The 14,728-nt window shown below is 68.5% G+C and carries 7 protein-coding genes and 2 pseudogenes; 2 read left to right on the top strand and 7 right to left on the bottom strand.

The features are described 5' to 3' along the window. Nucleotides 1–116 precede the first annotated feature (116 nt). Nucleotides 117–601: pseudogene (locus tag Srubr_RS17940) on the bottom strand (ATP-binding protein). 168 nt (nucleotides 602–769) lie between these two features. On the opposite strand from Srubr_RS17940, the pseudogene Srubr_RS17935 reads away from it, so the two are divergent. Beyond that, nucleotides 770–1,641, top strand: a pseudogene (locus Srubr_RS17935) (helix-turn-helix domain-containing protein). Beyond that, nucleotides 1,638–1,823 (top strand): DUF397 domain-containing protein, encoded by a 186-nt coding sequence (locus Srubr_RS17930; protein WP_189989666.1) that lies wholly within the window; start codon nucleotides 1,638–1,640, stop codon nucleotides 1,821–1,823. The pseudogene Srubr_RS17935 and the gene Srubr_RS17930 overlap by 4 nt, the downstream one beginning before the upstream one ends. 18 nt (nucleotides 1,824–1,841) lie before the next feature. Here Srubr_RS17930 and Srubr_RS17925 read toward each other — a convergent pair whose 3' ends face one another. From Srubr_RS17925 to Srubr_RS17900, 6 genes are all read right to left on the bottom strand, one after another. Next, nucleotides 1,842–3,017: an EcsC family protein gene (locus Srubr_RS17925; RefSeq protein ID WP_189989664.1), complete on the bottom strand. Its 1,176-nt coding sequence runs from the start codon at nucleotides 3,015–3,017 to the stop codon at nucleotides 1,842–1,844. A gap of 240 nt (nucleotides 3,018–3,257) precedes the next feature. After that, on the bottom strand, nucleotides 3,258–5,375 hold the full coding sequence (locus Srubr_RS17920; protein WP_189989662.1) for an Hsp70 family protein: 2,118 nt from the start codon (nucleotides 5,373–5,375) through the stop codon (nucleotides 3,258–3,260). Further along, nucleotides 5,372–5,986 (bottom strand): hypothetical protein, encoded by a 615-nt coding sequence (locus Srubr_RS17915; RefSeq protein ID WP_189989660.1) that lies wholly within the window; start codon nucleotides 5,984–5,986, stop codon nucleotides 5,372–5,374. Before Srubr_RS17915 ends, Srubr_RS17920 begins: the two co-directional genes overlap by 4 nt. Beyond that, nucleotides 5,983–7,470 carry a hypothetical protein gene (locus tag Srubr_RS17910; RefSeq protein ID WP_189989658.1) on the bottom strand — a complete coding sequence of 496 codons (1,488 nt, stop codon included), beginning with the start codon at nucleotides 7,468–7,470 and terminating at the stop codon, nucleotides 5,983–5,985. Before Srubr_RS17910 ends, Srubr_RS17915 begins: the two co-directional genes overlap by 4 nt. A 167-nt stretch (nucleotides 7,471–7,637) precedes the next feature. Beyond that, the gene (locus tag Srubr_RS17905) at nucleotides 7,638–11,786 is read right to left on the bottom strand and encodes an Eco57I restriction-modification methylase domain-containing protein (RefSeq protein WP_189989656.1); all 4,149 of its coding nucleotides are present in this window, start codon (nucleotides 11,784–11,786) and stop codon (nucleotides 7,638–7,640) included. Further along, nucleotides 11,786–14,722, bottom strand: coding sequence for a helicase-related protein (locus tag Srubr_RS17900; RefSeq protein WP_189989654.1), 2,937 nt, complete (start codon nucleotides 14,720–14,722; stop codon nucleotides 11,786–11,788). The genes Srubr_RS17905 and Srubr_RS17900 overlap by 1 nt, the downstream gene beginning before the upstream one ends. Between the last annotated feature and the right edge of the window lie 6 nt (nucleotides 14,723–14,728).

The raw sequence follows: 14,728 nt of genomic DNA, 5'->3' as shown, positions 1-14,728 counted from the left end.
TCTCCGAATACGGCTGGGGGCGGGCGGCTCGGTGAGGTGCGCGCGAACGGCCGGAACGATGAAGGAGATGTGGACAGCTGAAGGATGGCATGAGTGTGTTAGCTATGTCAACGGACTTATGCCTTCTCGGTTTTCGTGGTGGTGTGCGCGTCGCCTTCCGGGGCGGCGGGTCGGCAGTCGCACTCAGCCCAGACGGTCTTGCCGCTGGGTGGGTACGGCTCTGTGCCCAGCGGTCGGCGAGCGCGGTGACCATGAGGAGGCCGCGACCGGACTCGGCCTCCTCCGGCCGGGCCGTCGTGGCGGGTACGGGGATCTGGTCACCGCGGGCGTCACTGACCGCGATGCGGAGCGTGCCGACCGTGGCGTCGAGAGTGAGGGCGAGGCGGAAGTCACGCCCTCGGACCCGGCCGTGCAGGGCCGCGTTCGCGGCGAGTTCGGCGACGAACTGCTCGGCGCGTTCGGTGACGGTCGGTGACACGTCCCAGACGTGAAGCTGAGTAGTGGCGAGCAGTCGGGCCAGGCGGGCGCCGCGGCGGGTGGAGGACAGCAGCTGGGCGAACGTCCTTACCGCAGCGGTGATGTGGGGTGGGGGGCTGTTCATGGGGCCACCGTGGCGGGCGCGCGGGGCGCTGATCCAGGAGCTCGGTCCGTACGGTGTGTCAGCGTATGGGCACAATCGGTGGATGGTACGGAGGTCATGCCGTCACGCTGGGTGTTGTCGAACGCGGGGATGCCGCACGGTTGGGTACGTACCTGGAGGTGGCCGCGGATGGCGCACGGTGCGAGCGAGAACGACGACCTGGGGGCGGTCTGCGAGGCGGAGCCGGAACGGGAGCCCGACCCCTCGGACAGTCTGCGGACCTTCGGGGCCGTCGTCCAGGCCCTGCGTGAGCACGCGGGGTTCAGCAGGGTCGAGTTCGGGGAGTTGGTGCGGTTCTCCAACACACGGTGGAGTCGGTGGAGTTGGGGAGGCGGATGCCGGACGAGTCCTTCGTGGAGCGGGCGGAGGAGGCGACCGGGAACACGGGGGCATTGAGGAGGTCGGCTCGGTTTCTGAGCCGAGGGGAGGCGGGGCTGGCGGTCTGGTTCCGGCGGTGGGCCCAGTTGGAGAAGGTGGCGGTGAGTCTGTGCACGTATGAGTGCAGGCTGGTGCCGGGGCTTTTGCAGTCGGAGGCGTATGCGCGGGCGGTGTTCGAGGGGACCGTACCCGTGGCGCCGGACGACCAGCTGGAGGACTTCATGGTCAGGCGGATGGAGCGGCAGAGGATGCTGTTCGAGAGGCCGACCACGCCGTTCAGCTTCATCGTCGAGGAGCACGTCTTCCGGCGGCAATTCGGGAGCGCGGAGCAGATGCGGGGGTTGTTCGACCACGTGCTGGAACTCAGCGCGCCCCGCAATGTGACGCTTCAGATCGTGCCGTTGGAGGCGGGGTTGCATGCCTGTCTGGATGGGCCTGTGCGCCTGCTGGAGACTCCGAAGGGGGTGCGGCTCGCGTACTCCGAGGGGCAGCAGAACGGCCGCCTGATCTCCGACGTGAAAGAGGTGAGCCTGCTCTGCCAGCGCTATGACACACTGCGCTCGCAGGCCCTCAATGCCAAGGACTCGCGGGGGCTGCTGGAGCGACTCCGAGGAGAGGTATGAGCACGACGGAACTGGCCTGGTTCAAGTCCAGCTACAGCGGCAGCCAGGGTGACAGCTGCGTCGAGGTCGCTGTGACCGAGCAGGCCGTCCATGTACGCGACTCCAAGGACGTCACCCGCCCCGACTTCGCGGTCGGCCGGGAGGGCTGGTCGCGTTTCGTGGAGTTCGCGGCGGAAATCTGAACCGCATCTTCCCGGCGGTCACATGGTCTCTTCGGCCGCCGGGTCACCGGACGAGTGGAGGTCGGGTCCGCCCGCAAGAACGATCTCACTCAACACGCTGATCTCCTCGTCGGCGTCGTCAGGGACGTCCGCGTCGGGGGCGGTGATCCAGCCGGATTCCTCTTCGTCGGCGAGATGCGGATACTTCTCCAAAAGGAATCGTCGTCGGTACGCCATCTCGGCAGCGTCGACGATTCCCTCCATCGTGGTCCAGTTGAGGGTGCTTCCCACCGCGACCCCGACCAGGGGCACGGCCTTGCCGAGACTCTTCTTCGTGAGGCGGAATCCGAAGGCCTTCGCGAACTGCTGGGACACCGTGGTGACGAGCGAGTCGTTCAGGACCTTCCACGGCTTGCCGCGGAACAGGGCCTGGGTGAGCCGTGAGATGTCGGCCATCGCGGCGTTCTTGGCGGTCGCCGAACTCGCCGTCCCCACGTTGACGACCGACATCACGAAGAGCTTCTCGGCGGGCTGTTCGGGGTCGTAGCCGTAGAACAGCGAGACCTGGCCGACCGCGCGGGAAGCGAGCCCGAGGACGGCCGCGGTGTCGGCGACGAACGCGCCTGCGATCGCGCCTCCCGACGGCGCCGCCGCTGCGCCGGCGGAGGCGGCGATGGCAAGTTGTCCTCCGGAGATCACGATTCCTGTGGTCGCCCCGGAGAGTGCGGCGGCGGCCGGGAAGTACCAGCTCGCCGCCCGCCCCCGGACCGCGTCGACCTGCTTCAAGTCGAGGCGCCGCACGTCACGCAGCGACTCGACCTCGTGCCCGTGCTTCTGATGGCGCGCCACCACCCGCTCGGGGGAGAGCCCGGCCCGCGAGACGCGTCCCACGGCCCTTCGTATGGAGTTCACCGCTGCGCCGCCCCAATCCGGCATCACCTCGGCAGCACTCCGCGCCCCGGCGCCCACCTTCTGAGCCCCCTTGGCGACGAAATCCTGTCCCCGCGAGACCGCCGCCCTGGCACGCGGGCGCTTCTCCAGCTGCTTCGACGCGCGCTTGCCGAGTTCCGCGACGCCGTTGCCCACGGCCTCGCCGGCGTTCTGGATGGTTCGCGACAGCGGGCGGCCCTTGAACTCCTGGATGGCACGCCATGCCTCAAGCTCGTAGTCCGAGGGAAGCCGATCGGGCTGCTGCGGGTCACGCCGGTCGCTCACGGTCTCGGGCGCTCCTGTCTTTGAGGTTACTGAGGATCTTCGTGTGGTGTCGCCTGATGGCCGACAATCGCTACAGGTCAGCGGGCCCTGCAGTCGGCGACATCACGCGGTGAGATTCAGTAACTGTCAGGCGGGGTGTTTGGGGGCGTGGCCGGGGCAGCCATCATGTCGTTCGAGGCCTGGATCAGTACCTTGGTGCAGTATCGCCGACGGCCGACGGAAGGCTCGTAATGTTGCCCGCTACTCCTCGTGGGGGCGGTGGTACCTGAACTCGGCGAGTGGGTACGGGCTCGGAGGAGTCAGGGCTCGGGACTGCTGAGGCAGCTCCGCTCGTACGACCCGATGGCGAGGTGGTACGCAGGTGCGCGGTGTGAAAACCCACATGCCTTGTGACAACGTGACCCCGAGCACTCGCTCCTTGTCCCGCAGCCATGGATATCTGCTGTGCAACTCGACGTAGTTGTCGTTTGTGACGACAGTTCCGTGAGTGTCCTCCGCGATCGCCGTGACAAGCGCGTCACCCTTGCCTTCGGTTCCAGCCGGAGGCTGGATGAGGTCTCCTTTGCTGAGCGCCGAGTCCACTGCCGCGCGTTCTTCTTCCGCGACCTTGTGCCTGAAAGTCGCGTCGACGACCACGTGGAGTACGGCGTCGGGATACCGCGATGCCAGGGCGTCGCGGGCGGAAAGCAGTTGGGTGTACGACGGCCGGTCATCGCTGCCGTATACACCGGGTTGCCGAGGCGATCTGCCGATCCACGCCAGGTTGGAGCCGTCCACCACGAGCACCGCAGGCGCCGAACCCGGCGCTGGCTTTTTCCTGGCCTGCGTCGGCAGTGGCCTGGTGACTGTGTTGCCCGCGAGTAGACCCTCAAGCTCCTTGCGTACTTCTGGCGTTGGACCACCAGAGCTGAAACTCTTGATCTCCTCGTTCAGCACCTCTTCGCCGGTGCGTTCAAGGGTCGCCTTGACGTGCAGGAGCCCGTTCGTGTCGTACGTGTACTCCAGCAGGAACCGGGAGTCCTCACGAGCCCGGGGTTCCTGATAGGTGAGTCGGAGGTCTGTCAGCTGCACGTTGTCGGGGTGATCCAGGGGCCGCTCCGGGTCTCCCTCCCAGATCTCCACCGCGAGACTGCGGGCATTGTCCCGGCGCGGCGTGTAGTTCTTGCGCTCCTTCCACGGCAGCGGTGAGTTGCGCGGAATGATCTGGCTGAACTTTCGCTGCCCGGTGTCGTCTGTGACGACCGTACCCAGGGCATGGCTGGTCGCCACCTGGATCACGCCGTCCACCTCTCCCGACAGCACAGCTGCCGCGATGGAGGCGCCGCGGGCGACCGCGGTCATGGGATCGCACAGGTCGACCCCGACCGGCTGCTGCTGCATGACCTCGGCGACCGCAGCCCGCACGCTCGGGATCTGGCTGGTGCCCCCGATCATCAGCACCGCGTCCACGTCCAGGGGCGCCATGTGCAGGTCGGTGAGGCACTGCTGGACCGGTGCGAGAGCTCGGTCCACCAGGTCGGTGATGGCGTCCTCCAGCTCCTCCTGCCACACCTCGATGGTGTCACCGTCCGGAGTCCTGATGGTGACGGAGTCTTCGGAGGAAAGGCGGATCTTGCTGCGCTCCACGTCCAACCCGAACTGCCGCTCCTGCGCGGGCGTCCACGCCGATCGCGCCGGAGCCCGTTCGAGGACGAGGTTACGCAGACGGCGATCGATCTCCAGACCGCCGAGCTCGGTCACACCCCGTGACGCAAGCTCCTCGAAGAACCCGTCCTGGTAGTCGAGCACGGTGACGTCGATCGTGCCGCCACCCCAGTCGAAGACCAGAATGGTGGGGTCCTTCCGTAGCTCATGTAGGTCATGTCGTAGATCGTGCGCGTATGAGATCGCGGCTGCCGTAGGCTCGTTGAGCAGCGCCAGGGCGTCGATGCCCGCGAACTGCGCAGCGACCCGCGTGCGATAGCGCGCGGCACCCGTGGCGTTGGCGGGCACGGTGATCACAGCCTGGTCGATGGCGGTGAGGTTATGCTCCGCACCCTTCCGCATGGCCTGGAAAACACTGGCGGCCACCGTCGTGGCCGCGAATCTGCGGCCGTGGATCGTGACGTACTCATCGCTCTTGAGAAGTCGCTTGCATGCCTCGGCCGCCTCCTCGGAGCGGAGCTTGGCCTCCCAGCCGAACAATGCCCCCCGACGCAGCGAACTCATGCCCACCACAGACGGGAAGAGGTACTCGAAGCCGGGATGGCGCCAGTCGGCGTCGATATGGTGGGCGTCCAGCAGCACGTCGGCGTCGGTGCCCAGCCACTGGGCCACCACGGAGTTGGTGGTGCCGAAATCGATTCCGGTGGCGGTCACATGCCCTCCCCGTCCGTTGCCTCGTCGTCCACGGCAGAGTGGTCTCCTCCGTCGGGCCCGGGTAGGCGGCGCAGTTGCCCGGAGAGCACCAACTTGCCGGTGGCCTGGTCCACGTAGGCCGGGCGCAGCACTTCGAACGCCTTACCCTCGCCTTCCACCACCACGAAGAGCTCGCTTTCGCCGTCGGGTGAGTCCACGCACCGCACACCTTGGTCCAGCAATGCGGTACGGATGCCCTTCCGAAGCGAACGGGCACTCTGGTTGGGCGCGCCGGCGAGCAGATCGACCTCGACCATCCGGGCCACGTACTCCTCCCTGGAGCGAAACGCCTCCAGAACGGCCTGCCGCAAGGCAGCTGTCACAGCTGCCTGCGTGGGTTGTGCATCCTCGGGGAGAGCGGCCATGAGATCGGTCGCCCGCTCGGCGAAACGGGAAAGCAACATGGGAGGGCTGAGTAGTTCGTCGGGACGGTAGGTGAGCGGGGAGTCCTTGGGGACATCGGCCGCCGCCCGCCGCTTCTCCCGACGATGTTTCAGGCCGTTGTTCCCCTTGGGGGTGACCCGCTTGGGGGCCACTGTGGTCTTCCGCTGGCTACGGGGCACCTTCTTCACTGTGTGTGCATCCTTGAGTTGCGATCGGGGCGCCGGGGCGCGTTGAGCAGGTGAGGCAGCAGATCGGCCACCGCCCGCTGCCGCACGAGCGCCAGACTTTCGGGGGAGTGAGGCGTCGTTCGCCTGGTCAGCGGAGCCAGGGGCGGGACCAGCGTGACCGGCACCTCGTCCGGAAGCTCGAACACGTCCGGGTCGAGTGGTAGCACGAAGAAGCCGGACCAGTCCTCGTCGCGCTCGGCGTCCCTGATGCGTTTCATCGCGCTGTTGAGCCGTGCGCTCATGTCCACGTCGTGCATATGCTCCCGGCGGAGGTCTCGGTACCGGGTTTCCCAGCTCGGCGCGCCGTGCGGCAGCCCGAGGTCCAGATAGGGGTTGGACGCTGCCAGTCTGTCGTTACGGGGAACGGCCCGACGCTGCTCGACCATGCGGAGGTTGGACTCGGCCAGCTCGTTCGATCTGCTTATCCCCTTCAGGACGATGGCCGCCGCGTTCAGTTCGTCTCGGAGCAGCAGCGTGTACGCATGGAAGTTGAGGGCCTCGGCCCGATAGGCCGGGTCAGCGGTCTCGAACGACACCAGCTTGTCTATCTGGGACGACGCACGGGCGAGGTCGTTCAGGCACAGCAGGGCGTAGGCCTGACGCAGGGCCATGAGCGCGTGCATGGGCGACCGTGACGGGTTGACGGCTGCCTTGGGCTCCCAGAGAGAGAAAATGAGCCGCCACAATCCCCTGTCTTCCCATATATCCCGGTCCCAGTTGCCGACATTAACCCCGCCCAGGATCCGGCGCAGCCGGAGCACCAGATCGCGGGGCAGCTCCCTTTCGAGCTCCTTCACCACCGAGGCATCGCCGTCGGCGACTAGTTCCAAGAGGTCGTAGACGTCGCCGACCGAGGGCAGCGGCTCGCCTCCGGCGAGAAACGCGTTCCGCCGCTGCCAGGTCGTCCACTCCAGCGCAGCTGCCTGCTCGGCAGTTACCTGGTCAGGAACCAGACGGGCTTTGAGGTACGCGTGCCTCGCCTCGTCAGTCCGGTACTGCCAGGGCTGGTGCTCAGGGCCAACTACCTCGGCGTCGATGAGGTCGTCGAGGACGCTCAGTGGTATCCAGGGAAGCACACGCGGCAGCATGCGAGGCGGGAAGGTGGCCGTACCGTCCGTCGCGAAAGCCGTGAGAAGGGCGAAGGCCCCGGAAGGGTCCTCGCTCCCGGAGACGACGAGCGCGTCGTCGCCCGCTGTTAGGGCGGTGAGCCGTTGCTCCCCGAACTCCGACATCCACAGGAAGCCGCCGGCGTGGATCGCCGTAAGCGTCGCGGCGGCGATGGCGGGGTTGGCCCGCTCGAGGACGGTCCGCACCGCGGGCAGCAGCCGGTCGTCCGGTTCGTCGCGCAGGGCGTCGGCCAGGGCGTCGTGCGTCGCGTCCCGCGCGAGGGAGGCGAGTTGTTGGAGCAGAGCGTGGGCCTGTAATACCGCCTGGGCTCCGAACACCCCCACCTTCCGCCACCTGCGTATGGTGAATCCGTCGACTCCCGCGTCCGCGCTCAGGGCCTCCCGGCGCTCCCTGAGTGCCCGCAGCCGCTCCCGCTCCCGTGCGACCGCTTCGGCCCGCGTCCCCGACATCGGCTGCCCCGCCCCGCCGGCCGGCGGCGGACTCGTCACTCTCCGATTCCTTCGTGCCGGGGGCCGTGGCCTGGGGGTGGGGTGAGGGGAGAGGTGTAGGTCTCGCCGTCGATGAGGGGCTTCTCCAGGGTCAGGCCGGCGTCGGCCATGCGGGCGTACTCGGTGAGGACGAGTCGCTTGGTGCGGTACTCGCCGAACTTGGCGATCTCGTTGTTCTTCAGGCCGCCCGACTCCGACTGGAAAGTCTCCAGGATGTAGTCGGTGTCCTCCGCAGAGATGCCGTACAGGTGGAAGAAGTACGCGTCCAACTCGGCCCGCAGCTGCGCCCGCCGCGCCTCGTCCCAGCGGAACGGCTCGCCCTCGTCGCCCAGGTCGCGGGCGAGGGGGGTCATGTCGTATGCCGTGTAGACGAGTTCGAGGACGCGGGGGAGGAGGAAGGGGAGGTGGGGTTCGAGGGTGGTGGGGGTGGGGACGGGGAGTTGCTTCCACACGAACAGTTTCATGTGGGCGTCGCTGATCTTCTGGCGGCTGACGAAGTCGAAGACCAGGGAGGACTGGGTGGCCACCAGGGCGGCCACCAGAGGTGGGGACACGCGGGGCAGCATCAGGGGGTACGTGTGGCCGACGGCAACCCGGGGGAGGAAGGCCGGGATGGCGGTGCGCTCATCAGTGGTACGGCAGATGTCGCGCCACCCGAGCAGCCAGTCGTGGTCCCAGGCCACCTCGTCGAGGCGCTCGGCGACACCGCGTTCCTCGACCTCGTTGCCCTTGCGGATGGTGGTGATCGGCCCGCGCTCCGCGATCCAGTAGCGAGGGTCGGCGCAGACTGCAGGGTCCTGCTTCTCGGTGGACTCGAACCGGCGGCGGTCCTCGTTGCCCGTCCCGGTGTAGGAGTTCCAACGGTGATCGAAGAGGTGGGCCATCTTGCCCTCGTACAGCGGAAGCATCCGCTCCCCGTACCGCAGGAAGACGTTGCCTTCCGCTCGCCAGCCAGCGTTCTCCAGCTGCTCACGTGTACGGAAGAGGTCAGAGTCGTCGGTCATGTTGCATAGGTTTTTGAAACTCATGCCCCACGGATTGCCACCCCGGCGCCTCTCGTCCCACAGCACCGGCATCCGGTGGTAGATCCCCGCCGTCAGCTCCGCGTCCCGGCGGGTCCGGAACACCGGAAGCGTGCCCGTGTTGGGGTTGATGAGGGCGAGGTCCTTGGGGCTCAGAGCGAACACGCGCTCCGGATTGTCGAGGTCGGTGATCTCGGCGAGGAAGAAGCCGAAGCGCGCGGCAGGCTCCCGTACCGCCCGACCAGTGAGCGAGATCAGGCAGAACTTGTAGCTGGAGTGCACGCTCTCGAACCACTTTCCACCCTTCGGCAGCGCAGGGCTCTTAGGACGCCGGTTCTCGAAGTCGTACAGAGAAACCAGCGCCGCCCGGCGTGTGAAGTCCGAGAAGAGGTGCTGTGAGCCCGCCCCCGTCGCAATGGCCGTAGGCAGAATGACGCCGAACCGCCCCTCCGGCGCCACCACGCTCGACATGCGCTCGGCGAACAAGGTATCTGTCTGAAGCGAGTTGACGCCCTTGACCGTCAACCCCTTCGCGCACAGCGGAAAGACCTCCGAGTCCCCCGCGAAATGGAACGTCCCCTTAACAGTCCGGCGTGCCTCCCGATACCGCGCCCCCTCCACAGGGTGCTCCCGCTCCCACTCCGCGATCCGCGTCCGCCGAGCCGTACCCGAGATCGCGGCGATCTCCGGGTCGACGACGCTGAAGTACTTCTTGTCCTCGAAGTCGACCTTGTCCCACGGCGGGTTGCCCACCACGCACGAGAACCCGCCCGCCCACCCGGTGGTCGGGTCCACCCCGTCCGCGTGCTCCTCCGGCACGCTGAACACCTCAGGAAACTCCAGGTGCCAGTGGAAGAACGCGTACTGCTCCCGCAGGCGCACGATCTCGTCGTGCGTCGACTGCGGAGCCGCGTCACCCTCGGGATCCTCCAGGCCCCGGAACACCCGGTGCGTGATGGCCGGCGGCGCATCCTCCCGCTTCACCCACACGAACGCGGCACACCAGGCGTCAGCCAGGTGCAGCGCCCGCAGATACTCCGCGGACGTCGACCACGCCTTGAACGCCTCCTCCTTGCGGCGCACCTGCGCCAGAGTGCGCGCCGGCGCGGAGGTGATGCGGCGGAGGCTTGTCGCGAACGCGGTATTGGCGACGTTCGGCTCGCGCTCCTCCGCCTCAAACAGGAGGCCCTGCCCGGCGCGCTGCTGCTCGTTCTCGGCGAACAGCCTCTTTGCGTACGCCTCGTCGTCCCCCTCTGTCTTCTTGAACGCCCGGCTGGGGATGCCGTCCTTCATCAGCGCAGGCGTGGCGCCGATGAGGCCGTTGCCGTGCTTGATGTGGGCGTCGAGGAAGCCGAGCGGGCGGCCGGGTTCCATGGCCTCCAGCCACAACGACACCTTGGCCAGCTCCACCGCCATGGGGTTGAGGTCCACGCCGTAGACACACCGGGCGACAACCTCGTGCATGGCATGCCGCACCGCGTCAACCGTCGGCTCGGGATTGCGCTCCCGTACCGACGCGACCCGCTTGGCGATCCGACGGGCGGACGCCACGAGGAAGTGGCCGGAGCCGCAGGCCGGGTCGCAGATCGTCAGGGACAGCAGTTCCTCGACGATCGTGTCGGCGGGGTCCTGGCGGCCCTCCGACCGGGCCCGCTCCTCGCCTCGCGCCACAGCTGCGTCTATCACCGGGTCGAGCGTGGAGTCGAGGAGCGTCTCCGTCAGGGCGGACGGGGTGTAGTAACTGCCCGTCTTCTTGCGGTCGTTGCCTGCCCGGTCGACCAGCTCGAACGAGCGGTTCGCCGCGCTGTGCTTCGGCACCAGCTCCAGCAGCGCCTCGTACACCGAGCCCAGCTCCTCGGCGCCCATGTGACGGTAGTCGGCGGGGCGCCAGCGTCCGGAGTCGCGGACGCGCGCGAGGTGGCGTACCGCCTCCAGGAAGTACCGGTTCGAGATGCGAGCCCCGTGCAGCGGTGCGTCCGCGTCCGTCGTGTTGAACAGGCCGCCGAGTCCGGGGAGGCCCAGTTCCGGCCGGCCCTGTTCGTCGCCGAGCGCGGTGAGGACGAGCCGTAGCGCCTCGTACTGGTCGCTGTGCGCGGTGCCCTGCCTGCGCTGGGCCCGCTCACGCAGTCGGGCTGTCGAGAAGTAGCGGTGGTAGCGGGCGCGGGCCTGCTCGTCGGCTTCCGGTGACAGCAGGGCGTCGCGGTCCTCGGCCACGAAGAGGAAGATCAGCCGGTAGACCAGGCGCAGCAGCGCCGATTGGAGTGCCGACGGGTCCAGATTCTCCCGCAGGGCCGTGTTGTCCGGGTGGCGCAGGAAACCCGTGCCGAGCGCGGCCAGGGCCTGCTGCACGCCGTCCCGGTAGTGCTCCAGGGCGCGTGTGCCGGACTCGATGGCCGCCGTGCGCCAGGCCTCCAGCCAGCACGTGGACGGCGGCGCCCCCTCCGCCACCTCGAACCGCGAGGCGTGCAGCAGCCGGTACAGCAGCACGAACTCGCTGAAGAGTTCGCCGTCGAAGATCGCCTCGAGGTCGAACTCGACGTACGACGCCGTGGCGAGCGCGCTGGAGTCCCGCAGCAGCCGCACCTGCCGCCCGTTCGTCAGGACGCCCCACAGGTGGGCCTCCGTGCGGTTCAGGCACTCCTGGAGCATCGACTGCGGCGGCACCGTGCCCGCGCCGCCGGGGCGGCGGTCCAGGTCGGTGTTCCATGGCGTCTGGTGGATCAGCGTGTGTTGCCAGCGGTGGGAGACCGGGAACTTCTTCTCCGGGTCGGAGTCGGCGGGGATGCCGGTCGCGCCGACCTGCGTCAGCCGGCCAAAGCCCAGCTCGCGCCACAAGGGAGTGAGCCAGTCGGAGTCGGCGATGCCGGTCGGGTCGGCGGCGGGCACGCCCGTCTCCCGGTTCTCCGGCAGCCGTCGGCGCAGCTCCCGCCACAGCGGCTTGAGGTACTCCCAGCCGCGTTCCGCCTCGTCCCGTACCGAGCGCGAGGAGGGCAGGCCGTAGTCGGCGGGCTTGGAGCCCGGGACATCCTTGCCCTCCGAGATTCTCAGGAGCATGTCGGCCGGCAGCAGCCCCCCGACCGTGTGGATGGCGGTGAACACCTGGTTGCGGGTGGTGGCGGACATCAGGCGGACGCTCCAGCGGGAACAGAGGTGGTGGCGGGGAGGTAGACGTAGGCGCCGAGGATGTCGGCTTCCTTCTGGGCCGTGACCGACAAGCCGCGGACGATCTCGCCGGACGCGGCGCGCACCCGGCGGTGGGCGGCGTCCAGTTCGGCGGCCAGCTCCTCGCCGTACGCCTTCAGATGCTCGTCCACATCGGTCAGCTGTCCGAGAATGCGGGCCATCGTCCGCTCGCCGAAGTGCGGGTCCGTGTTCTCCGAGGCCGTCGCGTCCAGCAGTTCGGCCGCCCGCTCCTGCGGCAGCCACACCGCGTTCCTCGGTGCGCCCTCGAACGCCAGCAGCCGGGCGTCCTCCGCCACCAGCTGGCGCTCGCCGTGCCGGGAGGGCAGGGTGAGGTGGAAGCGGTAGCGGACCAGCAGCAACGTCGTTCGCGTACTCACCGCGTCCGTCGTGATCACACCGCAGCGGCGGGCCGGGCGGGCGCCCTCCGCCTGGGTGTCCAGGGCGGCGTTCAGGACGTGGGACGCGAGCGCGCCCACGACCGGGTCCGTGCGCACCAGGGCTGCCTCACCGCGTGCCACCGCCGGATCGGTCCGGAACGGGATCGCGCGGTCCTTCTCGATCACGTCCGCGCCCACGGTCGACGCGAGCGCGTCCCGCAGGCCCGCTGGCGTGCCGCCGACCTGCGCCGTGAAGTCCTCGCCCTCGCCCCGGAGCACGGCACCGAGCGCGCCCAGAGACTCCCGTACGAACGTCCGGATCTCGCCCGCCCCGCCCAGTGCCTCCCGGATCGAGGCGACCTCGCGGGCCACCTCCTCCGGGTGGATCGAGCGCTGTGCGAAACGGGAGCGGGAGGTGCGCTCGCGCTCCGCCGCCGAGTTCCAGTCGTTCTCCAGCTTCTCCTTGCTCACCTTGAACGCGTCCGCGCTGAACAGTGCGTCCTGGTCCTCGCGGCCGCGCATCAGCAGCCACTCCACGATCGCGTCCGTCACGCCCGTGGAGAGCTCGTCCGGGACGGACACCGAGATGCCCAGGTCCTTCTTGATCTGGCGGTGCTTCTTGATCAGCACCTCCAGGACCTTGCCGTCGATGCCGTTGTCGTCGCCGTAGAGCGTGATGACCCGTACCTCGTCGCGGCGCTGGCCGTAGCGGTCGACGCGGCCCTCGCGCTGGTCGTGGCGGGTCGGGTTCCAGGCCAGGTCGTAGTGGACCACGGCGTCGAAGTAGTGCTGGAGGTTCACACCTTCCGACAGGCAGTCCGTGGCGATCAGGACCCGGCGGGCCGCCGCGTCCTCGCCGGCCTCCGCCGCCAGCTCCTCGATCCGCTCGATGCGCTGCTGCGGAGACAGCTCACCCGTGACCGCCTTCACGACCGTCTTCGCGCCCAGCGGACCGCGCTTCTTCTTCTCCGGGTCGTTCGCCAACTGCTCGGCCAGGTACTTCGCCGTCGGGATGTAGCGGCAGAAGACGATCGGGTTGTAGCCGTCAGCCAGCAGCGCCTTGAGGTGCTTGATGAGCGCCTTCAGCTTGAGGTCCTTCTCCGGGCCTTCCAACTGCGCGGCACGTTCGGCCAGTTCGGCCAGCCGGGACTTCGCGGAACCTTCGTCCGTCTCCGCGCCCGGCGCCACGTCCATGCCCTCCATGGCGTCGCTGTCCGCCGCGTCACTGTTCAGCGGGGCACCCAGCTTGTCGGCCTCCTCCGCGCTCGCCGCGATCGCCGCCGCCGAACGCGTCGTCAGAGTCTGCGCCGCAGCCCTAGGCGACGACACCAGCGAGCGCAGCAGCGCGATCGCCGACCACCAGGCGATACGGGCCTCCCGCTTGCCCTGGCCGCCCGCCTCCTCGACCCGCTCACTCGCGTAGGCGATCGCGTCGTCCAGCAGCGCCCGGTACTCGGGGGACAGCTTGTACGTCTCGTCCTTGAAGTAGCGGTCCGACGGGAAGGCCGTGCGCTCCGTGAGGGAGTCGTCCGCCAGGCCGTCCTCCTTCGTCAGGTACTGCCTTACGTCCGCCCGCTTGCGTGCCACGAAGTGCTGGGCCAGCAGCTTCCTGCCCGCCTCCGACTCCAGGTTCACATGCGCCAGCTCATGCTTGACCAGCCCGAGCAGGTTCCGGAACGCCGACTCCTTGCCGCTGTGCGGGGTCGCAGTGACCAGCAGCAGGTGGCGGTCGGCGTCCTCCGCCACGCGGCGCAGCAGCTCGTGACGCAGCTGGCTCTGGGCGCTCGCGGAGGTGTCGTCGGCGGTCACGCAGGTGTGCGCCTCGTCCACGATCACCAGGTCGGGGCAGTGACGAACGAAGTCGTCCCGGTGGCGCGGGGACTTGATGAAGTCCGTGGACACGATCACGTTAGGGTGCTTGTCGAACAGCGACTGCCCCAGATCCAGGCCGCGCTCCAGCCGCGACACCGTCGACGCCAGCACCAGCTCAGCGTCGATGCCGAACTTGCTGCGCAGTTCCTGCTGCCACTGTTCGGCCAGCGCGGGGGAGCACAGGACCGCCAGACCCGTCGCCTCGCCCTGCGCCAGCAGTTCGCTCGCGATCAGGCCCGCCTCGACCGTCTTGCCGATACCCACGTCGTCCGAGATGAGCATGCGGACCGTCTTCTGGCGCAGGGCCATCAGCAGCGGTACGAGTTGGTACGCGCGCGGCTCCACCGCGATGCTGGCCAGCGAGCGGAACGGGCCCGCGCCCGAGCGGAAGCCCACTCGCAGCGCCGTGCGCAGCAGGCCCGCGGCCCGCTGGTCGCCGAGGTCGGTCGGCTCGGGCGGCGCGAAACGGGCCTCCTCGACCGGCTCGAAGGGGAACACCGCCGCGATGTCGTCGTCCGAGCCGCCCAGCGGGCGCAGCACCAGCAGGTCGGGCTCGCTCTCGGGGAGTACGACCCACTCGCGGCCACGGGCCTTGACCAGGGATCCGGCGGAGAACGTGAATGCCATGGTGAT

This window comes from Streptomyces rubradiris (genome assembly GCF_016860525.1).
In the GTDB taxonomy this organism is placed as follows: Bacteria; Actinomycetota; Actinomycetes; order Streptomycetales; family Streptomycetaceae; genus Streptomyces; species Streptomyces rubradiris.
Note: the sequence above shows the minus strand (reverse complement) of the source record. Positions and strands in the feature narration are given on the sequence as shown.